Origin of the sequence: Pseudomonas sp. TWI628, assembly GCF_039673865.1 — a bacterium.
In the GTDB taxonomy this organism is placed as follows: Bacteria; Pseudomonadota; Gammaproteobacteria; order Pseudomonadales; family Pseudomonadaceae; genus Aquipseudomonas.
On sequence record NZ_JBDJMM010000023.1, the window covers coordinates 74,193 to 93,929 of the forward strand.

Here is a 19,737-nt window from a genome sequence, read left to right on the forward strand (position 1 = left end):
ACACGCAGAATCCCCCGCAGCTCATCGCCGAATGCATCCGGCCCGCAGCACCGCTGTTCCTTATCACTGGTCACCCGAGTAGCAGTACCGGGCTGTCCGCTGTGCATTGCGCCACAGCAATCCGGTACTCGTCTCAGGACAACGGAGCGTCGTAGATGAGTAACAAGAACAACGATGAGTTGCAGCGGCAAGCCTCGGAAAACACCCTGGGGCTGAACCCGGTCATCGGCATCCGCCGCAAGGACCTGCTGAGCTCTGCGCGTACCGTGCTGCGTCAGGCCGTGCGCCAGCCGCTGCACAGTGCCAAGCATGTGGCGCACTTCGGCCTGGAGCTGAAGAACGTGCTGCTGGGCAAGTCCAGCCTCGCCCCGGAAGGTGACGACCGTCGCTTCCAGGACCCGGCCTGGAGCAAGAACCCGCTTTACCGCCGCTACCTGCAAACCTACCTGGCCTGGCGCAAGGAGCTGCAGGAGTGGATCGGCAACAGTGACCTGTCGCCCCAGGACATCGCCCGCGGCCAGTTCGTCATCAACCTGATGACCGAAGCCATGGCACCGACCAACACCCTGTCCAACCCGGCGGCGGTCAAGCGCTTCTTTGAAACCGGCGGCAAGAGCCTGCTGGACGGTCTGTCCAACCTGGCCAAGGATGTGGTCAACAACGGTGGCATGCCCAGCCAGGTGAACATGGACGCGTTCGAGGTCGGCAAGAACCTCGGCACCAGCGAAGGCGCCGTGGTCTACCGCAACGATGTGCTGGAGCTGATCCAGTACAGCCCCATCACCGAGCAGGTGCATGCCCGCCCGCTGCTGGTTGTCCCCCCGCAGATCAACAAGTTCTACGTCTTCGACCTGAGCCCGGAAAAGAGCCTGGCGCGCTTCTGCCTGCGCTCGCAGCAGCAGACCTTCATCATCAGCTGGCGCAACCCGACCAAGACCCAGCGCGAGTGGGGCCTGTCGACCTACATCGATGCCTTGAAGGAAGCGGTCGACGCGGTGCTGGCAATCACCGGCAGCAAAGACCTGAACATGCTCGGCGCCTGCTCCGGCGGCATCACCTGCACCGCCCTGGTCGGCCACTACGCCGCGCTGGGTGAGCAGAAGGTCAATGCCCTGACCCTGCTGGTCAGTGTGCTGGACACCACCATGGACACCCAGGTCGCGCTGTTCGTCGACGAGCAGACGCTCGAAGCGGCCAAGCGCCACTCCTACCAGTCCGGGGTGCTCGAAGGCAGCGACATGGCCAAGGTGTTCGCCTGGATGCGCCCCAACGACCTGATCTGGAACTACTGGGTCAACAACTACCTGCTCGGTAATGAGCCACCGGTATTCGACATCCTGTTCTGGAACAACGACACCACGCGCCTGCCGGCCGCTTTCCATGGCGACCTGATCGAGATGTTCAAGAACAACCCGCTGACCCGCCCGGACGCCCTGGAAGTGTGCGGCACGCCCATCAACCTGAAGAACGTCCAGTGCGACATCTTCAGCGTCGCTGGTACCTCCGACCACATCACCCCGTGGCAATCGTGCTATCGCTCGGCGCACCTGTTCGGCGGCAAGATCGAGTTCGTGCTGTCCAACAGCGGCCACATCCAGAGCATCCTCAACCCGCCAGGCAACCCCAAGGCCCGCTTCATGACCGGCGCCGACCGCCCGGGCGACCCGGTGGCCTGGCAGGATAACGCCGAAAAGCATGCCGACTCCTGGTGGCTGCACTGGCAGACCTGGCTGGGCGAGCGCGCTGGCGACCTGAAGAAGGCACCGACGCGCCTGGGCAACCGTGCCTATGCCGCCGGCGAGGCTGCACCGGGGACCTACGTCCACGAGCGTTGAGTCGCAATGCCGTGGCCGCTTGGAGCGTGCCACGGTACATTTTCAAGCCACAGAGCCACGTGCATGCCGCTACCCTACATATTCCGCACCGTCGAGCTGGACGACCAATCCATCCGTACCGCGGTGCGCCCGGGCAAGCCGCACCTGACGCCGCTGCTGATCTTCAACGGCATAGGCGCCAACCTGGAGCTGGTGTTCCCGTTCATCGAGGCACTGGACCCGGACCTGGAAGTCATCGCCTTCGACGTACCCGGCGTGGGCGGCTCGTCCACTCCGCGCCACCCGTACCGCTTCCCTGGCCTGGCCAAGCTGACCGCGCGCATGCTCGACTACCTGGACTACGGCCAGGTCAATGTCATCGGCGTGTCCTGGGGTGGCGCCCTGGCCCAGCAGTTCGCCCACGACTACCCCGAGCGCTGCAAGAAGCTGGTGCTGGCAGCCACCGCTGCGGGCGCGGTGATGGTCCCGGGCAAGCCCAAGGTGCTGTGGATGATGGCAAGCCCCAGGCGCTACGTGCAGCCATCGCACGTCATCCGCATCGCACCGCTGATCTATGGCGGCGGTTTTCGCCGCGACCCGGACCTGGCCATGCACCACGCGGCCAAGGTGCGTTCCGGTGGCAAGCTGGGCTACTACTGGCAACTGTTCGCCGGCCTTGGCTGGACCAGCATTCACTGGCTGCACAAGATCCAGCAGCCGACCCTGGTGCTGGCCGGCGACGACGACCCGCTGATCCCGCTGATCAACATGCGCCTGCTGGCCTGGCGAATTCCCAATGCCCAGCTACACATTATCGACGACGGTCATCTGTTCCTGATCACCCGGGCCGAGGCCGTCGCCCCCATCATCATGAAGTTTCTCCAGCAAGAACGTCAGCGCGCGGTCATGCACCCCAGTCCGGCCTCTGGTGGCTGAATTGTTGCTTGCTGTTGCACGAGCACGACTGATGAGTATGACCGTGGCCTGACAAGGGAGTTGTTGCCATGAAAGAAAAACCGGCCAAAGGAACGTCAACGCTCCCCGCCACCAGCATGAACGTGCAGAACGCCATCCTCGGCGTGCGCGGTCGCGACCTGATTTCCACCTTGCGCAGCGTTGGCCGCCACGGCCTGCGCAACCCGTTGCACACCGCTCGCCACCTGCTGGCCTTGAGCGGCCAGCTGGGCCGGGTGATGCTCGGCGACACGCCTTACCAGCCGAGCGCGCGTGATGCACGTTTCAGCGATCCGACGTGGAGCCAGAACCCGTTCTACCGGCGTGGCCTGCAGGCCTACCTGGCCTGGCAGAAACAGACCCGCCTGTGGATCGAGGAAAGCCACCTGGATGACGATGACCGGGCCCGTGCGCATTTTCTGTTCAACCTGATCAACGATGCCCTGGCACCGAGCAACTCGCTGCTCAACCCATTGGCGGTCAAGGAACTGTTCAACACCGGTGGGCAGAGCCTGGTGCGCGGTGTCGCCCACCTGCTCGATGATTTACGCCACAACGACGGCCTGCCGCGCCAGGTGGATGAGCGCGCCTTCGAAGTCGGCGGCAATCTGGCCGCCACCCCCGGCGCCGTGGTGCTGCGCAACGAGCAGCTGGAGCTCATCCAGTACAAGCCGATGAGTGAAAAACAGCATGCCCGGCCCGTGCTGGTGGTGCCGCCACAGATCAACAAGTTCTACATCTTCGACATGCAACCGACCAACAGCTTCGTCCAGTACATGCTGAAGAACGGCTTGCAGGTGTTCATGGTCAGCTGGCGCAACCCTGACCCACGCCACCGTGAGTGGGGCCTGTCGAGCTATGTACAAGCGCTGGAAGAAGCGCTCAACGCCTGCCGCAGCATCAGCGGCAACCGTGACCCGAACCTGATGGGCGCCTGCGCCGGGGGCCTGACCATGGCCGCGCTGCAGGGCCACCTGCAGGCCAAGCACCAGCTGCGCCGGGTCCGCAGCGCTACCTACCTGGTCAGCCTGCTCGACAGCAAGTTCGACAGCCCCGCCAGCCTGTTCGCCGACGAACAGACCATCGAGGCGGCCAAGCGGCGCTCGTACCAGCGCGGCGTGCTGGACGGTGGCGAGGTGGCGCGGATCTTCGCCTGGATGCGGCCCAACGACCTGATCTGGAACTACTGGGTCAACAACTACCTGCTCGGCAAGACACCGCCGGCCTTCGACATTCTTTACTGGAACGCCGACAGCACACGCCTGCCGGCAGCCCTGCATGGCGACCTGCTGGATTTCTTCAAGGTCAACCCGTTGACCCGCGCCGCAGGCCTGGAAGTGTGCGGCACACCGATCGATCTCAAGCAGGTCGACCTCGACAGCTTCACCGTGGCGGGCAGCAACGACCACATCACCCCGTGGGACGCGGTATACCGCTCGGCCTTGCTGCTCGGTGGCGACCGGCAGTTCGTGCTGGCCAACAGCGGGCACATCCAGAGCATCATCAACCCGCCCGGCAACCCCAAGGCGTACTACCTGGAAAACCCCAAGCTATCGAGCGACCCGCGCGCCTGGTTCCATGACGCGCAGCGCCGCGATGGCAGCTGGTGGCCATTGTGGCTGGAGTGGATCACGCCGCGCTCCGGCCCGCTCAAGGCGCCACGCACGGAGCTGGGTAACGCCACCTATCCACCGCTGGGCCCTGCGCCAGGCACCTATGTCCTGACCCGATGAGCACCACGACTGGATGAAGACCCGCGACCGTATCCTCGAATGCGCCCTGCAGCTGTTCAACTCGCAGGGCGAACCCAATGTCTCGACCCTGGAGATCGCCAACGAACTGGGCATCAGCCCAGGCAACCTGTATTACCACTTCCACGGCAAGGAGCCTCTGATTCACGGGTTGTTCGACCGCTTCGAGGAAGCGCTGATACCGTTACTCGACCCACCGCTGGAGGTGCGCCTGGAGGCCGAGGACTACTGGCTGTTCCTGCACCTGATTGTCGAGCGCATGGCCCAGTACCGGTTTCTGTTCCAGGACCTGTCCAACCTGACCGGGCGCCTGCCAAAGCTGGCGCGGGGCATGCGCAGCCTGATCAATGCGCTCAAGCGTACGCTGGCGGCCTTGCTGGCCAGCCTCAAGAGACAGGGGTTGGTGCTGAGCGAGACCCAGGCGCTGGGGCAACTGGTGGAGCAGATCACCCTGACCCTGATGTTCTCGTTGGATTACCAGCGGGTGCTGGGGCGCGAAGGGGATGTGGGGATTGTGGTGTACCAGGTGATGATGCTGGTGGCGCCACACCTGGAGGTGCAGGCGCGGGCGGCTGCAGAGGAATTGGCGGTGAGGTATCTCGAGGGGTAAGCCGGTAGGAGATGCATTGCTGCAGCCGACGCCTTCGCGGGCAAGCCCGCGAAGGCTGCTACACCGCTATCAGAGCAGAGAGCCGGTGCTGGCCGGAGCCGAAGGCGGGTTGCTGGCCGGGGCCGCAGCAGGTGCCGGCGCTGCGGTAGCGGCCGGCGCGGCGCTGGCCGCGGGCGCTGCCGGTTTGGCGGCTGCCGGTTTGGCCGGGGCCTTCTTCACCGCCGGTTTCTTCGCTGCGGCAGGCTTGGCTGCAACAGGCTTGGCAGCCGGCTTTGCCGCGGGCTTGGCCGCTGCCGTCTTGGCAGCGGGTTTAGCCGCTGCAGGTTTGGCTGCTGCGGTTTTTGCCGCCGGCTTGGCCAGTGGTTTGGCCGCTGCCTTGCTCGCTGCCGGCTTGGCAGCTGCAGAGCGCGAGGAGACCGGGGTAACCGAAGCACCGGTCAGTTTCTCGATCTGCTTGGTCAGGCTGTCGACCTGCTGGTGCAGGGCCTTGATCTCGTTGCGGCTCGGTACGCCCAGACGCGAAATGGCGCTGTTCAGGCGCTTGTCGAAGGCCTCTTCCAGTTCGCTCCACTTGCCCAGTGCACGATCCTTCACGCCAGACACGCGCGAAGTGGTCGAGGACTTGGCCGTTTCAGCAACGTCTTCAGCGGTCTTCTTCGCTTGCTTCTCGGCCTTCTCGCCATCTTTCACCAGCGAGTCGAACAGCTTCGGGCCGTCCTGGTCGACTTTCGAATAGATACCCAGCCCTGCCAGCCAGATCTTGCGGGAGTATTTCTCGATCCCGCCGATCCAGGAGCTGCCTTCTTTGTCGGAATTCTTCTTGCCAGCCATCCTGCTCTCCTTATGGTTTGTGCGCGACGCGCTCGAGCAGCTCATGCAGCTGTTCAAGCTTGATGGACAACGCCTCAACGTCATGTTTAGACGGAATGCCAAGGCGATTCAAGGCGCGACCTACCCGTGCGTCGAAAGCTTTTTCAATCTTGTCGAGTTGGATTTCGACCTTGCCGCGTACGCGGCTGACTTCTTCACCGGCTTCGTCGAGCTGGTGGTTGGCAGCATCGAGCTCTTTGTCGATGCGCTTCTTGCCACGCTTCTCGAGGCCTTCACCGGCCTTGACCAGCTCCTTGAAGTAGTCGGAGCCTTCCTGGCCGACGCGGGCGTAGGCGCCAATGCCGGCCAGCCAGATCTTGCGTGCGTAACCCCGTACTTCACCCAACGTGCCCAGGGCTTCGTCTTTTTTCTTCACAATCACTTTGGCCATGCTGTGTACCTCATGCTCATGAGTGGAGGAAAAACCGCCCATGGAGGTTGGGCTTGTGCACAAGGTAGGGAAGAAAATTAGAAACATCACCCTAAGGTAGAGGCGCTGCATTCATGTACCCCATCCGGGTGGGGGCAACCCGCTAGGGTCTTGGGCTTCATTCCACCGGAGCCCCGCCCATGCACGCATCCAGCACATCATCGACAACCACCTTCAAGCAGGCGGTTGCGGCCTGCTTCCGCCAGCGCCCGGGCCTGCGCGCAGTCCTGGCAGACGAAGCTTTCAAGGCCTTGATCGACCGTTATCCGATGATCCCCGGCAATTATCCACAGCTGTCTTCGCTCGACGGATTCGCACTGGTGCGCGCGTCATCCGCAGCCGGCGATGTCCGCCCAGGCGCGCTGCTGGATGAACTGCTGCAGCACTACCTGAACGGCACGCCCCTGCAGCTGACGGCGAGCGATGCGCTGTCACTCGCCCCGCCCGCCATCTTCCATCCACAGCCGCAGGGCAGCGACAGCAGCCGACAACCGCGTATCGACCTGGACATGGCGAAACTGGAGGCGGACCTTGAGCATGTGCTGGTGCAGCTGCCAGAGGCCTTTGCGCAAGCGCAGATCAGCTTCTGGAACGGTGTCGACGAACTTTCCGATACCCCGCGCATGCAGTGGCTGGGCAACCTCATCAAGGCTGCCCAGCTGAACAATATCCCGCGCCAGGGGCTGGATGCCGATGACCAGGCTTTGCTTTACGCCATGCTCGAAGGGCCTGGCCAGAACGTGGCCGTGAACGTCGTCCAGGTTACCTTGAGTGTCGACGGCAAAGGTTGGTCGCGCTTGTTGCCAGATCTGCTGCTGAGCCCGGGCAAGGGCTCGGACCAACGGGTGCTCTGGTGCAAACCCTCCGGGGTGATTCGCCGCTACGTCGATCGGGCAGGCTTCGCAGCCGCCCTGCAGGACGAACTGGCGGATCGCTACCGCTTCGACAGCCTGTCCTGGGCGCAGCGACCGCTAAGCGGGAGCAGCGTGCAGTTTCAGGTCCTGCAACTGCTCAATGGCATGCTGGACGATCTCAGGCGCTTGCGGGTGACCGGCGTGGCCTCCATCGATGCACTGGAAATGGCGTTCGCCGCGGCCTGCGACCCTTCCGGTAATTTTCTCGACCAACCCTTGCAGGTAGCGGGCCTGCCCGCCATCGCGCTGCCAGGCTGGCTGGCGAATGCCGATGCCCAGCAGCGCTTCGCCTACCAGGGCGCCCTGCTCGACCTGGCCGCCAGCCAGGGGCAATCCCGTGGCAGTACTTCGCTCGGTGATATCGACGACATACAGCGCTACGCCCGTCGCCGCTTGCGCGACCAGATGCGGCTTGACCATCCGCGTGAAACACCCTGTGACCCTGACGAGGTCTTCATCAGCATCGACCAGGTGCTTGCCAGCTCCTTGCCCGCGCAGCCGCAAGCCCAATACCTGCGTACCGAAAGCCTCACCACGCTGGCCATTTCCCGCCTTGGGCCCGGCGAGGTGATGACCCGCATCAGCGAACGCCAAGGCCAGACCCACACGGGCTGGTTGACGGTCCGCCATGTCGAGGCCCTGATCCGTGCGATCGACATTGGCGGCAACTATCCCACCTACCTGCGCAGCCTGGTCGCTGCCCAGCCGCGAAAGCACGAGCGTATCGTCCAGTTCGCCAGGGAATGGCGCCAGCGCTTGCGCTTCGACACACTCAAGGCGCGTCTCGACCAACAGTTGAGCGAAGCCCAGAGCACGGCGCTACTGGGCTTTTGCAATGACGCTGGTGATGAACTGCCAGCCATTGCCCCGTTGGCCCTGCGTCGGGAGCCCGGCGCGACAAGCAGCGACCGAGTGCACGGCATGTTCCTGATCCAGTTGCCTGAGAGCTGGGTGCTTTACCGCCCCCTCCACGACGGTGACCCTCTGCTGGCGTTCACCAGCCTTGAGCGAATGCTGGAGCATGTACGCGGCAACGCCGAGGTGCAGAAGAGCGTCCTCGATGCACTGGACGACAACGCCCGGCCGATCTACGAAAAGGGTGGCTTGCGCATACCCCACTTGCATGTCGGCCTGGATGAACTGGCGGCCACGCTGAATTTCGGCTCGGTGGTGACCGAGTTGGCACTGGAAAAGACCAGGCACCCGGTCGAAGTGGCGTTCGCGCCCTGGTCCAGCGGCCTGGATGGCCACCTGCTGGACGCCAGGGTGGATGCCATGCTGCATTTCGCCGCCCGCAGGAGCGCATCCAATGCCCAGATCAAGGGCGAGCTGGTCAAGCAGGTGGCCTGGGCCATCTTCAATGGCGCCACACTCCTGTGGCGCGGCCCCCTGGCCGGTATCACCTGGCTGATCGTGGCACTCTCGGCCTCTGCGGACGACCTGCACACCCTCGCCGAAGGCAGCGACGATGCGCGGATCATGGCCGCCACCGACCTGCTGACCAACCTCGCGATGCTGGTCGCGCAGCGTAGCGCCGAAACCGTGCCCCAGCCTGAGCGCGCTCCACAACTGCACTTCGCCGAACCGGCCGAACGCGGCGTGAACCTGGTGGAAGTAGCGAACCCCGTGCAAGAACGGAGCTGGCAAGAGGCTATGATTGAACGACAGTCGGTCCTGCTCAGGGGCAGTCGCTATGGCGATGTCCAGCGCCTGGACAAGTTGTCCGCCGAGCAGCGCCAGGCACTGGTCAGGCTCCAGGCCAGGCAGTCGCTGCAGGGGCAGGTGCCGCTGGAAAAAGGACGCCTGCGCGGCCTGTACCGGGTTGACGGGCGGCTCTATGTGAAGCTCGCCGATGCCGCCTTTGAAGTCCAGGAAAGCTGGAACGGCATGCGCATCATCGGCCCTGACCTGAGCAAAGGCGAGTGGGTCGCCCAAGGCGGTACAGACGACGGTTACCACATTGTCGGTCGCGAGCGTGTCATGAGCCACTGGGTAAGCCGCTGGAACGGTGAATGGTCGATCAGCTTCAACCTGGCCGGAGGCGCGCCGGTAACGACTCCCGACAAGATCGAATACCGCAGGCTGCTCAATGCCCTGCTGGAAAATCAAGCGCCGCTCCAGGAATGCGATGCGATGATCAACAGCAACCTGGCAAGCTTGGCCCCGCTGGACGAGCATGAAAAGGCCTACTCGCAAGTGCTCATGGAACTTGGCAGCCAGCACAGCCGGGAAGCAACCGTCGAAACGCCACGCATGGCTGACATGCGCGCCGAGCGCGTCAGCCTCAGGGCAGCTCATGCCGGTACGGTACGGACCGTCAGCAAACTCTACGAACAACGGGCCGCCCTGCTGCAGTCCAACATCGATCTGCTCAACTTCCTGAACACGCCGGCCATGCGGCGTTTTGCCGGTGTCGACTACCAGGCCGAGGTCGGGCTCTGGTACGAAACACTGATCCGGAACGATACCCAGTTGTACACCCGCCTGCTGTCGCAAGTCAGTTACGACGGCATCGACCTGCAGGCCATGGCGATTGCGCGTTTACCAACCACGTCCCCCCAGCGCCAAGCCTATGGCGTTTATCGCCAGACCCGTGAGAATGCCTTGGGCGTTCATAAACGCCTGCTTACCGTCAGCCAACGGCTGGACGAGGTGATCACCGAAGTCCTGGATGACCCTCGGATCGTCTATCCACAAAAACACACTCACCTCAAGGAGGTAATCGATACGCGCCCTTACTCCACGCTGGTCGTGCATGCCCAGATCATCTCCGACCTGCAGGCGCTGGCCCTGGATCGCATGCAACTGAATGCCGAGAACGTCGACAGGATGTATCAGGAACAGCTGAACCTGCGGAACAAGGACATGCATCAGGCTATGCTCAGCCATGATGGCCTGTTGCGTGCCGACCCTTCTGTGCAAGACCAGATCGCCATCCTGGAGAGCAGCCTGCAACAGTACGAAACAGGACTGGGCACGGCGAAATACCTGCTGACGCTGGAGGACCCGGCCTGGAACACGCAACACCTGCAGGCCTACATCAGGGAGATGACGACGCTCAGGCACATGGCCGAGCGTGCATTGGACCACGCCAACGCCCGCCTGGATGCCGAGCAACATCCCGACTGGCCTGTGGCCAGGCCAGCGCCCCCGGCCAGGCCACAGAACACGCGCCACGCACGGCTGCGGGTGATCCGCACGGCCCGCCACAAGACCCTGCTGGTGGATGAGACGCTGCGCGACGGCAAAGCCGTACAGTACGACCCCGTCGCCATGCAGCCGGTGGCCGAATATGAAGCACAAGGCAGCACCTGGGTCGAGCTGCAGCCGCAGCCACGTGCCAGTCAGAAGGCGTTGCGCAGCCTGGGCACCCGCCTGGTGGCCGAAACGGATGACGAAATTGCCCGAGCCAGGCTGTTCGACGACGAACCGAACAGCCTGACGGATGTGCTCGACCATCACATCGAAAGGCTGACGGCCTTGACCAGCCAGCTCGAACGTCAATCCAGCCCGACGTTGCTCGACAACCTGAACGCCGCCATCGAGCGCGTGCAGAAGGAAAAGCACAATCGGCTGAAGGCCATCTACCTGGCCACTCGCCACCCCGACAGCAAGGCGCTGCGCTTTCTGCTGCAGCACAATCTGGTCGAGATCAGGCCCACCGTCACCCGCCGCCCCCTGGGCCAACGGGACTTCCTCGACGTCTATACCCTGTACCGGGCGGAATCGAACAGCAACGCCATCCTCTGGGAGGCTCACTTCCACTACACGCGCCAGGACGCTGCGCCCAGGGACTTCGCCAAGGGGCATCTGAAGTTCGCCACGGCCAAGGTGCGCGACGCCCAGCTGGAGGATGCTCTCAGCCCGCATGAGCGTCTGAAGGTCTACCGCGGCGACCTGACTTACGAGCAGGTCAAGGACCTGATTCCGTTCCCCAGCGCCTGATGCCCGTCAGGCCAGGGCCTTGTCCAGCGCTCGCTCGATCTCGCCCTTGATGGTGCCGCTCATCATCGACAGCATCATGCCGAGCTTGAGCTCTACGCGGATGCTGTCCTCACCGATGTGCACGCTGCCATTGGCGCCGCTGCGCGCCACGTCGACCCGGTCACCGTTCCAGGTGGCCTTGAGGTCGTATTCACGGCTGAGCTTGTCGACCAGCGCTTCGGCCTTGGCGCGGGCGGCATCGCGGCCGAGGGAGTGTTTGCGTTCGACGCTGATCTGGGTCATGCGGGTGTTCCTGGGTTTGTAGACATAATCTGCATTATGCCCGCCCCTGCCACCCGGCACACCCCGCCAAGACAAATCCGCCCGTTCGCCCTAGAATGGGCGGTAATTTTTTTCGGTGAAGCGATATGAACGACCAGCGCAAAGGCGACCACGCCGAACCCACCACCCATTTCGGCTACCAGGACGTCCCTGAAAGCCAGAAGGCGAAGAAAGTCGCCGAAGTGTTCCACTCGGTGGCCGCCAAGTACGACTTGATGAACGACGTGCTCTCCGGCGGCATGCACCGCCTGTGGAAGCGGTTCACCATCGAACTGTCGGGCGTGCGCGCCGGCAGCCGCGTGCTGGACATCGCTGGCGGTACCGGCGACTTGGCCGCCAAGTTCTCGCGTCTTGTAGGGCCGACCGGCCAGGTGGTACTGGCCGACATCAACGATTCGATGCTCAAGGTCGGCCGTGACCGCCTGCTCGACCGTGGCGTGGCCGGCAACATCGAGTTCGTCCAGGCCGACGCCGAAAAGCTGCCGTTCCCGGACAACCACTTCGACTGCGTGACCATCGCCTTCGGCCTGCGCAACGTCACCCACAAGGACCAAGCCATCCGCTCGATGCTGCGTGTGCTCAAGCCAGGCGGGCGCCTGTTGATCCTGGAGTTCTCCAAGCCGACCAACAAACTGATGTCCAAGGCCTACGACGCCTATTCGTTCGCCTTCATGCCGCTGGCCGGCAAGCTGATCACCAATGACTCCGAGAGCTACCGCTACCTCGCTGAGTCGATCCGCATGCACCCCGACCAGGAAACCCTCAAGAGCATGATGGTCGAGGCCGGTTTCGACCGCGTCACCTACCACAACATGACCAGCGGCATCGTTGCCGTGCACCGGGGAATCAAGCCCTGATGCTGCTGGCCGGGCTGCTCGCCAGTGTCGAACATGGCCTGAACCGCGTCCTGCGCATGGACAGCACGGCTTTGCCGCGGCTGGCCGCGCTGGAAGGCAAGGTCATCGAGATCGACTGCCGCCAACCGGCCCTGCAGGTGTTCATCCTGCCCGATGAAGAAGGCCTGATGCTCGCCGCCCACTGGGAAGGCGAGGTCGACTGCAGCCTGCGCGCCCCGGCTGGCAGCCTGGTGCAACTGGCCCTGGCCAGGGACAAGACTGCCGTGCTGCACAGCCCGCAGGTCGAACTGCATGGCGACAGTGCCGTGCTGCTCGACCTGTTCGGCGTGCTGCAGGACCTGGACCTGGACTGGGAACACGAGCTGCAGCGCTGGCTCGGCCCGGTTGCCACGGCCATGCTGGCCGGGCACATCCGCCTGCGCGCACGCTGGACCCGCCAGGGCCTGGCACGCTTCAGCCAGAACCTTTCCGAGTACCTGGCCGAAGAGTCCCGTACCCTGGTCGGCAAGCGCGAAGCTGAAGCTGCCTTCAGCGAACTCGATACCCTGAAGCTCGACACAGAACGCCTCGAGGCCCGCCTCAAGCGCCTCTCCCGATCCCTTGATACCAGCGATAACGCATGAAGCTGCTCGCCGTCCGCCGTCTTTTTCGCATCCAGCGTGTGGTGATCCGCTACCGTCTCGATGACCTGTTGTTCGAACAACCCCTGCTGCCCTGGTGGCTGGCCAGCCTGCGCCTGCTGATGCCATGGCGCTGGCTGCCGCGCAAGCCCTCCGAGCTCAACCGCGGTGCGCGCCTGCGCCTGGCGCTGCAGGACCTGGGGCCGATCTTCATCAAGTTCGGCCAGTTGCTGTCCACCCGCCGCGACCTGCTGCCCACCGACATCGCCGACGAGCTGATGCTGCTGCAGGACCGCGTGCCGCCGTTCGACCCGCAAAAAGCCGTGGCGATGATCGAAGATCAGCTCGGCGCCAAGGTCGGCGAAGTGTTCAGCCGCTTCGACGTCGAGCCGCTGGCCTCGGCCTCGGTCGCCCAGGTGCATGCTGCCCGCCTCAAGAGTGGCGAAGAAGTGGTGGTCAAGGTGGTCCGCCCAGGCCTGAAGCCGGTCATCGCCCAGGACCTGGCGTGGCTGTTCCTGATAGCCAAGGCCGCCGAGCGCGCCTCGGCCGACGCCCGCCGTCTGCACCCGGTGGAAATCGTCGGTGACTACGAAAAGACCATCTACGACGAGCTCGACCTGCTGCGCGAGGCGGCCAACGCCAGCCAGCTGCGGCGCAACTTCGAAGGTTCCGAGCTGATGTACGTGCCCCAGGTGTACTGGGACCTGTGCCGCCCCAAAGTGCTGGTGATGGAGCGTATCTACGGCGTGCCGGTCACCGACATGGCCACCCTGGCCGACCAGCGCACCGACATGAAGATGCTGGCCGAACGTGGCGTCGAGGTGTTCTTCACCCAGGTGTTCCGCGACAGCTTCTTCCACGCCGACATGCACCCGGGCAACATCTTCGTCAGCACGGTCAAGCCGTGGAGCCCTCAGTACATCGCCATCGACTGCGGCATCGTCGGCAGCCTCACCGCCGAGGACCAGGATTACCTGGCACGTAACCTGATCGCCTTCTTCAAGCGCGACTACCGCCGCGTTGCCGAACTGCACATCGACTCGGGCTGGGTGCCGGCGCACACCAAGGTCAATGAATTCGAAGCGGCGATCCGCACCGTGTGCGAGCCGATCTTCGAAAAACCGTTAAAGGATATTTCCTTCGGCCAAGTGCTGATGCGCCTGTTCCAGACCGCCCGGCGCTTCAACATGGAAGTCCAGCCGCAACTGGTGCTGCTGCAAAAGACCCTGCTCAACATCGAAGGCCTGGGCCGCCAGCTGTACCCCGACCTGGACTTGTGGAGCACTGCCAAGCCGTTCCTGGAACGCTGGATGCGCGACCGCATGAGCCCCAAGGCGGTGTTCGGCAACATTCATGGCCAGGTCGAGCAGCTACCGCACCTGGCCGGTATGGCCCGCGACCTGCTCGAACGCCTGTCACAGCCGCATCTGGAAGACCCGCAACTGCCGGAGCGCCGCCGCCAGGGCGACCGCTGGGCACTGCGCCTGCTCGGTGCCGGCCTGCTGGGCGGCGGAGCGGTACTGGCCACCGGCGCCGCCGAGGCCGCCAGCCTGGCCGCGCCTGGCGCTTGGCCGGCATGGCTGATGCTGGCTGCCGGGCTTTACCTGATCGTGCGCCAATAGCCAGCCGCGCTGCTGGCTGGCACACTAGCGCAAAGGGCCCGGCACAGGAGCGGGCCCGCTTTGGAGTCGACGATGAAAGACTGGCTGGACGAGATCAAGTGGAACAGCGATGGCCTGGTACCGGCGATCGCCCAGGACCACAAGACCGGACGCGTGCTGATGATGGCCTGGATGAACCGCGAATCGCTGGCGCTGACTGCCGCCGAGCAACGCGCCATCTACTGGTCGCGTTCCCGTGGCAAGCTGTGGCGCAAGGGCGAAGAGTCCGGCCATGTACAGAAGCTGCATGAAATGCGCCTGGACTGCGATGCCGACGTGATCATCCTGATGGTCGAGCAACTGGGCCATATCGCCTGCCATACCGGCCGCGAAAGCTGCTTCTACCGCGTCTTCGAAGACGGCCAGTGGAAAACCGTCGACCCGGTTCTGAAAGACCCGGATGCCATCTACAGCGCAGGACACTGACATGAGCGACACCCTCAACCGCCTGGCCGAAGTGCTCGAAGAGCGCAAACAAGCGGCTCCCGACAGCTCCTACGTGGCCAGCCTGTACCACAAGGGCCTGAACAAGATCCTCGAAAAACTCGGCGAAGAGTCCGTCGAGACCATCATCGCGGCCAAAGACGCCGCCGTGAGCAAGGATTACAGTGATGTCATCTATGAAACCGCAGATTTGTGGTTCCATAGCCTGGTGATGCTCAGCGCGCTGGGCCAGCATCCGCAAGCCGTGCTTGATGAACTGGAGCGCCGCTTCGGGCTTTCCGGGCATGATGAAAAAGCCTCGCGTCAGCCTTCGGCCTGAGCAAACCGTATTCTAGGAGAGCACCATGGGTATTTTTGACTGGAAACACTGGATCGTCCTGCTGGTCGTCGTGGTCCTGGTCTTCGGCACCAAGAAGCTGAAGAACTTCGGCAGCGACCTGGGCGAGTCGATCAAGGGCTTCCGCAAGGCCATGAGCGAAGAAGAGAACAAGCCGGCCGAGCAGACCCCGCCGCCCGCCCAGCCTGTGCCGCCAGTGCAGAACACTGCCCAGCCGCAGCAAGGCCACACCATCGAGGGCCAGGCCCAGCCGGTCCAAGAGCCGCAGCGGAAAGACTGACCCATGTTCGGCATCAGCTTCAGCGAGCTGCTGCTCGTCGGCCTGGTCGCCCTGCTGGTGCTCGGCCCCGAGCGCCTGCCTGGCGCCGCGCGTACCGCGGGGCTGTGGATCGGGCGGCTGAAACGCAGCTTCAATGCGATCAAGATGGAGGTCGAGCGCGAAATCGGCGCCGACGACATCCGCCGCCAACTGCATAACGAGCACATCCTGCAGATGGAAGAGCAAGCCAAGCGCATCCTCAACCCGCTGACGCCACCCGCGCAGCCGCCGGTCACCACGGCCAGCGTGCAGCCACCTGCCGGGCTCGAAGCCAGGCCGGTCGAGCCATCTGCCGCCCCGGTCACACCTCCTGAACCGCCTCAACCGCCGCGAGCCCCATGAGCGAGAACCCGGAACATGACCAGCCAATGCCGCTGGTTTCGCACCTGACCGAACTACGCACCCGCCTGCTGCGCTGCGTGGCGGTCATTTTCCTGATCTTTGCCGGGCTGTTCTCCTTCGCCCAGCAGATCTACACCCTGGTCTCGGCGCCGCTGCGCGAACACTTGCCGGCCAATGCGACGATGATCGCCACCGACGTTGCCTCGCCGTTCCTGACGCCGTTCAAGCTGACCATGATCGTCTCGCTGTTCCTGGCGATCCCGTTCATCCTCCAGCAGATCTGGGGCTTCATCGCGCCAGGCCTGTACCGCCATGAAAAGCGCATCGCCATTCCGCTGCTGGTGTCGAGCATCCTGCTGTTCTACGCCGGCATGGCTTTCGCCTATTTCCTGGTGTTCCCACTGATGTTCAGCTTCTTCGCCAAAGCCACTCCGGAAGGCGTGGCGATGATGACCGACATCGCCGCCTATCTCGACTTCGTCATGACGCTGTTCTTCGCCTTCGGTGTTGCCTTCGAGATCCCGGTGGCCGTGGTGCTGCTGGTATGGATCGGGGTAGTCGACGTGAAGTACCTGAAGAAGGTCCGCCCGTACGTGATCATCGGCTGCTTCGTGGTCGGCATGATCCTCACCCCGCCGGACATTTTCTCGCAAACACTGCTCGCGGTGCCGATGTGGCTGCTGTTCGAGATCGGCGTGCTGTGTGGCAGCCTGATCCGTAAGCGCAGCCATGCCGACGACGAAGCCACCAACGACCATAACGACCAGCCGCCAGCGACCCAGCCGTGAACCTGTTACTCCTTGAAGAGGCCGACTTCGTCTCGGCCGACCGTGTCGTTCTCGCTGATCGGCGCTTCACCCACATGCAGGAAATTCACCGTGTCGCGGTGGGCGACACGCTGCGCGTGGGCCGTATCAACGGCCTGATGGGCAAGGCCACGGTACTGCGCCTGGACACGCATGAAGCCGAGCTGCAGGTCGCCTTCGACCAGCAGCCACCGGCCAAGCTGCCGCTGACCCTGGTGCTGGCCGTGCCACGCCCGAAGATGCTGCGCCGGCTGTTCCAGACCGTGGCCACGCTGGGTGTACCGCGGCTGATCCTGGTCAACAGCTACAAGGTTGAGAAAAGCTTCTGGCAAACGCCCTTCCTCAACCCTGAGACCATCCGCGAGAACCTGATTCTCGGCCTGGAGCAGGCCCGTGACACGGTGCTGCCCGAGGTCATCATCGAGAAGCGCTTCAAACCGTTCGTCGAAGACCGCCTGCCTGCCATCGCCGACGGCACCCTCGGCCTGGTCGGCCACCCCGGCCCCTACCCGGCCTGCCCACGTGCGGTTGAAGGCCCCGTAACCCTGGCCATCGGCCCCGAAGGCGGCTGGATCCCTTACGAAGTCGACCTGTTGGGCAAGGCTGGCCTGGCCCCCGTGCAGCTGGGTGATCGCATTCTGCGTGTGGAAACCGCCGTCACTGCCCTGCTCTCAAGGATTTTCTGACGAACGGGTCAGCTTTCTCCTATCAAGTTTCCCCGGCGCAAGCCGATGGTGTTGGCAACACTACAATAATCAGTGCTGCCACGTTGCCGGGGAGTCGAACATGTACCAATGGTTTTCCCAATCGCTGGGGAATGTAAGCGTCAATCGCAAGTTGGGGCTGGGCTTCGGCCTGGTGCTGTTGCTGACTCTGGCCATCACTTTTACCGGATGGCAGGGCTTGAACAGCGTGACCGAGCGCGGTGACAAGCTGGGCAACATTTCGGTGATCCACCAGTACACCCAGGAGCTGCGCATCGCCCGCCAGCACTACCAGCGCGACCGCAACGATGCGGCCATCGGCGAGCTGGAAAAGGCCCTGGGCAATCTCGAACGCCAGATCAGCTTCATGCTCGGGCAGATCGAGCAGCCCACTGACCGCCAGCGCCTGCAACAGCAACAGGCCGCCGTCAGCCAGTACCAGCAGGCCTTCAATGACCTCAAGCAGGCCGGCCAGCGCCGCGAGGCTGCTCGCGGTGTGCTGGGTGACAGCGCCGACAAGGCCGTCGAGCTGATCAAGCGGGTGCAGCAGCGCCTGCTGCAGAGCGGTGACATCAGCCAATACCAACCTGCCGTGGAAGTCAGCGCGCTGGTGCAGCAGGCGCGCTTCCAGGTGCGTGGCTACACCTACAGCGGTAACGCTGACTACCAGCAGACGGCGCTGAAGGCCATCGACGAGGCGCTGGCCGAGCTCAAGGCACTGCCAGCCAAGCTGCCAGCGGAATATGCCGCCAGCCTCGACGACTCAGCCACCGCGCTGGCCGCTTACCGCGATGCGGTAACCCAGTTCGGCAATGCCCAAAACGCCAGCGAGCAGGCGCTACAGCACATGGCAGACCAAGGCACGCTGCTGTTGCAGACCAGTGAGGCAATGACCGTTTCGCAGACCGCAGTGCGCGACGCGGGCACTGCTCAGGCCAAAGTCATGCTCGGCGGCGCCACGGCCCTGGCCCTGGTACTGGGCCTGCTCGCGGCCTGGGCCATTACCCGGCAGATCATCATCCCCCTGCGCCAGACCCTGGCTGCCGCCGAGCGCGTGGCCAACGGCGACCTGCGCCAGGACCTGCTTTCGACCCGCCGCGACGAACTCGGCCAGCTGCAAGCCAGCATGCAACGCATGACCCAGGGCCTGCGCGAGCTTATCGGCGGCATCGGCGATGGCGTCACGCAGATTGCCAGCGCCGCCGAGGAGCTGTCGGCGGTCACCGAGCAGACCAGCAGCGGGGTCAACAATCAGAAAGTCGAGACCGATCAGGTAGCGACCGCCATGAATGAAATGGCTGCCACCGTGCATGAGGTTGCCCGCAATGCCGAGCAGGCTTCTGAAGCCGCAGCAATGGCCGACCAGCAGGCGCGCGAGGGCGATCGCGTGGTCGGCGAGGCCGTCGCGCAGATCGAGCGCCTGGCCAGCGAAGTGGTCAACTCCAGCGAAGCGATGAACCAGCTCAAGGCCGAAAGCGACAAGATCGGCAGCGTACTCGACGTGATCAAGTCGGTGGCCCAACAGACCAACCTGCTGGCGCTCAACGCCGCCATCGAAGCAGCACGTGCGGGAGAGGCCGGGCGTGGCTTTGCGGTGGTCGCTGACGAGGTGCGCAGCCTGGCCCAGCGCACCCAGCAATCCACCGAGGAAATCGAAGAGCTGATCGCCGGCCTGCAAAGCGGCACTCAGCGCGTGGCCAGCGTGATGGATGCCAGTCGCCAACTGACCGACAGCAGCGTCGAACTGACCCGCCGCGCCGGCAGCTCGCTGGAAACCATCACCCACACGGTGTCGTCGATCCAGGCCATGAACCAGCAGATCGCCACCGCCGCCGAACAGCAGAGTGCCACCGCCGAAGAGATCAACCGTAGCGTGATGAATGTGCGCGACATCTCCGACCAGACCTCGGCGGCGAGCGAGGAAACGGCCAGTTCCAGCGTCGAGCTGGCGCGCCTGGGCACCCACCTGCAAGGGTTGGTCGGGCGATTCAGGCTCTGATGCCCCATTACTCGTGCTGAATTTTCCTACATAACTTTC

At 63.8% G+C, this 19,737-nt stretch carries 18 protein-coding genes; 15 read left to right on the plus strand and 3 right to left on the minus strand.

Annotated features, from left to right (window positions below; genetic code table 11):
• Positions 1-155 precede the first annotated feature (155 nt).
• From phaC (ABE528_RS18790) to ABE528_RS18805, 4 genes are all read left to right on the plus strand, one after another.
• Positions 156-1,835 carry a class II poly(R)-hydroxyalkanoic acid synthase gene (phaC, locus tag ABE528_RS18790; protein ID WP_346653754.1) on the plus strand — a complete coding sequence of 560 codons (1,680 nt, stop codon included), beginning with the start codon at positions 156-158 and terminating at the stop codon, positions 1,833-1,835.
• Positions 1,836-1,898: 63 nt separating this feature from the next.
• Complete coding sequence (gene phaZ, locus ABE528_RS18795) at positions 1,899-2,750, plus strand: poly(3-hydroxyalkanoate) depolymerase (RefSeq protein WP_060509739.1); 852 nt, start codon at positions 1,899-1,901, stop codon at positions 2,748-2,750.
• 68 nt (positions 2,751-2,818) lie between these two features.
• Positions 2,819-4,501: a class II poly(R)-hydroxyalkanoic acid synthase gene (gene phaC, locus ABE528_RS18800; protein WP_152955622.1), complete on the plus strand. Its 1,683-nt coding sequence runs from the start codon at positions 2,819-2,821 to the stop codon at positions 4,499-4,501.
• Between the two features lie 13 nt (positions 4,502-4,514).
• On the plus strand, positions 4,515-5,129 hold the full coding sequence (locus ABE528_RS18805; RefSeq protein ID WP_152955621.1) for a TetR/AcrR family transcriptional regulator: 615 nt from the start codon (positions 4,515-4,517) through the stop codon (positions 5,127-5,129).
• Between the two features lie 69 nt (positions 5,130-5,198).
• On the opposite strand, the gene ABE528_RS18810 is transcribed toward ABE528_RS18805, so the two are convergent.
• Positions 5,199-5,960, minus strand: coding sequence for a phasin family protein (locus tag ABE528_RS18810; protein WP_152955620.1), 762 nt, complete (start codon positions 5,958-5,960; stop codon positions 5,199-5,201).
• A 10-nt stretch (positions 5,961-5,970) separates the two neighbouring features.
• Positions 5,971-6,390, minus strand: a complete 420-nt coding sequence (locus ABE528_RS18815) for a phasin family protein (protein WP_152955619.1) — start codon at positions 6,388-6,390, stop codon at positions 5,971-5,973.
• Positions 6,391-6,569: 179 nt separating this feature from the next.
• Between ABE528_RS18815 and ABE528_RS18820 the strand changes: the two genes are divergently transcribed.
• Positions 6,570-11,288 carry a hypothetical protein gene (locus ABE528_RS18820; protein ID WP_346653755.1) on the plus strand — a complete coding sequence of 1,573 codons (4,719 nt, stop codon included), beginning with the start codon at positions 6,570-6,572 and terminating at the stop codon, positions 11,286-11,288.
• Positions 11,289-11,294: 6 nt separating this feature from the next.
• Here the strand turns inward: ABE528_RS18820 and ABE528_RS18825 are convergent, their stop codons facing one another.
• Positions 11,295-11,570 (minus strand): polyhydroxyalkanoic acid system family protein, encoded by a 276-nt coding sequence (locus tag ABE528_RS18825; protein WP_016712430.1) that lies wholly within the window; start codon positions 11,568-11,570, stop codon positions 11,295-11,297.
• Between the two features lie 125 nt (positions 11,571-11,695).
• Between ABE528_RS18825 and ubiE the strand changes: the two genes are divergently transcribed.
• From ubiE to ABE528_RS18875, 10 genes are all read left to right on the plus strand, one after another.
• The gene (gene ubiE / locus ABE528_RS18830) at positions 11,696-12,466 is read left to right on the plus strand and encodes a bifunctional demethylmenaquinone methyltransferase/2-methoxy-6-polyprenyl-1,4-benzoquinol methylase UbiE (protein WP_346653756.1); all 771 of its coding nucleotides are present in this window, start codon (positions 11,696-11,698) and stop codon (positions 12,464-12,466) included.
• Positions 12,466-13,089: an SCP2 sterol-binding domain-containing protein gene (locus tag ABE528_RS18835; protein ID WP_346653757.1), complete on the plus strand. Its 624-nt coding sequence runs from the start codon at positions 12,466-12,468 to the stop codon at positions 13,087-13,089. Before ubiE ends, ABE528_RS18835 begins: the two co-directional genes overlap by 1 nt.
• The gene (ubiB, locus tag ABE528_RS18840) at positions 13,086-14,708 is read left to right on the plus strand and encodes a ubiquinone biosynthesis regulatory protein kinase UbiB (RefSeq protein ID WP_346653758.1); all 1,623 of its coding nucleotides are present in this window, start codon (positions 13,086-13,088) and stop codon (positions 14,706-14,708) included. Before ABE528_RS18835 ends, ubiB begins: the two co-directional genes overlap by 4 nt.
• Before the next feature lie 72 nt (positions 14,709-14,780).
• Positions 14,781-15,173, plus strand: coding sequence for a phosphoribosyl-AMP cyclohydrolase (gene hisI / locus ABE528_RS18845; protein WP_027592414.1), 393 nt, complete (start codon positions 14,781-14,783; stop codon positions 15,171-15,173).
• Position 15,174: 1 nt separating this feature from the next.
• Positions 15,175-15,510, plus strand: a complete 336-nt coding sequence (locus ABE528_RS18850; protein WP_152955614.1) for a phosphoribosyl-ATP diphosphatase — start codon at positions 15,175-15,177, stop codon at positions 15,508-15,510.
• Between the two features lie 25 nt (positions 15,511-15,535).
• Positions 15,536-15,808 carry a twin-arginine translocase TatA/TatE family subunit gene (locus ABE528_RS18855; RefSeq protein WP_103446005.1) on the plus strand — a complete coding sequence of 91 codons (273 nt, stop codon included), beginning with the start codon at positions 15,536-15,538 and terminating at the stop codon, positions 15,806-15,808.
• A gap of 3 nt (positions 15,809-15,811) precedes the next feature.
• Positions 15,812-16,189 (plus strand): Sec-independent protein translocase protein TatB, encoded by a 378-nt coding sequence (gene tatB, locus ABE528_RS18860; protein ID WP_346653759.1) that lies wholly within the window; start codon positions 15,812-15,814, stop codon positions 16,187-16,189.
• Positions 16,186-16,977 carry a twin-arginine translocase subunit TatC gene (tatC, locus tag ABE528_RS18865; protein WP_152955612.1) on the plus strand — a complete coding sequence of 264 codons (792 nt, stop codon included), beginning with the start codon at positions 16,186-16,188 and terminating at the stop codon, positions 16,975-16,977. Before tatB ends, tatC begins: the two co-directional genes overlap by 4 nt.
• Positions 16,974-17,681 (plus strand): 16S rRNA (uracil(1498)-N(3))-methyltransferase, encoded by a 708-nt coding sequence (locus tag ABE528_RS18870; protein ID WP_346653760.1) that lies wholly within the window; start codon positions 16,974-16,976, stop codon positions 17,679-17,681. The genes tatC and ABE528_RS18870 overlap by 4 nt, the downstream gene beginning before the upstream one ends.
• A gap of 100 nt (positions 17,682-17,781) precedes the next feature.
• Positions 17,782-19,698 carry a methyl-accepting chemotaxis protein gene (locus ABE528_RS18875; protein WP_346653761.1) on the plus strand — a complete coding sequence of 639 codons (1,917 nt, stop codon included), beginning with the start codon at positions 17,782-17,784 and terminating at the stop codon, positions 19,696-19,698.
• Positions 19,699-19,737 lie beyond the last annotated feature (39 nt).

Bases quoted from the DNA above. Each gene is read 5' to 3' on its own strand.
- phaC (WP_346653754.1), top strand. From the start codon at position 156: ATGAGTAACAAGAACAACGATGAGTTGCAGCGGCAAGCCTCGGAAAAC.
- phaZ (WP_060509739.1), top strand. From the start codon at position 1,899: ATGCCGCTACCCTACATATTCCGCACCGTCGAGCTGGACGACCAATCC.
- phaC (WP_152955622.1), top strand. From the start codon at position 2,819: ATGAAAGAAAAACCGGCCAAAGGAACGTCAACGCTCCCCGCCACCAGC.
- ABE528_RS18805 (WP_152955621.1), top strand. From the start codon at position 4,515: ATGAAGACCCGCGACCGTATCCTCGAATGCGCCCTGCAGCTGTTCAAC.
- ABE528_RS18810 (WP_152955620.1), bottom strand. From the start codon at position 5,960: ATGGCTGGCAAGAAGAATTCCGACAAAGAAGGCAGCTCCTGGATCGGC.
- ABE528_RS18815 (WP_152955619.1), bottom strand. From the start codon at position 6,390: ATGGCCAAAGTGATTGTGAAGAAAAAAGACGAAGCCCTGGGCACGTTG.
- ABE528_RS18820 (WP_346653755.1), top strand. From the start codon at position 6,570: ATGCACGCATCCAGCACATCATCGACAACCACCTTCAAGCAGGCGGTT.
- ABE528_RS18825 (WP_016712430.1), bottom strand. From the start codon at position 11,570: ATGACCCAGATCAGCGTCGAACGCAAACACTCCCTCGGCCGCGATGCC.
- ubiE (WP_346653756.1), top strand. From the start codon at position 11,696: ATGAACGACCAGCGCAAAGGCGACCACGCCGAACCCACCACCCATTTC.
- ABE528_RS18835 (WP_346653757.1), top strand. From the start codon at position 12,466: ATGCTGCTGGCCGGGCTGCTCGCCAGTGTCGAACATGGCCTGAACCGC.
- ubiB (WP_346653758.1), top strand. From the start codon at position 13,086: ATGAAGCTGCTCGCCGTCCGCCGTCTTTTTCGCATCCAGCGTGTGGTG.
- hisI (WP_027592414.1), top strand. From the start codon at position 14,781: ATGAAAGACTGGCTGGACGAGATCAAGTGGAACAGCGATGGCCTGGTA.
- ABE528_RS18850 (WP_152955614.1), top strand. From the start codon at position 15,175: ATGAGCGACACCCTCAACCGCCTGGCCGAAGTGCTCGAAGAGCGCAAA.
- ABE528_RS18855 (WP_103446005.1), top strand. From the start codon at position 15,536: ATGGGTATTTTTGACTGGAAACACTGGATCGTCCTGCTGGTCGTCGTG.
- tatB (WP_346653759.1), top strand. From the start codon at position 15,812: ATGTTCGGCATCAGCTTCAGCGAGCTGCTGCTCGTCGGCCTGGTCGCC.
- tatC (WP_152955612.1), top strand. From the start codon at position 16,186: ATGAGCGAGAACCCGGAACATGACCAGCCAATGCCGCTGGTTTCGCAC.
- ABE528_RS18875 (WP_346653761.1), top strand. From the start codon at position 17,782: ATGTACCAATGGTTTTCCCAATCGCTGGGGAATGTAAGCGTCAATCGC.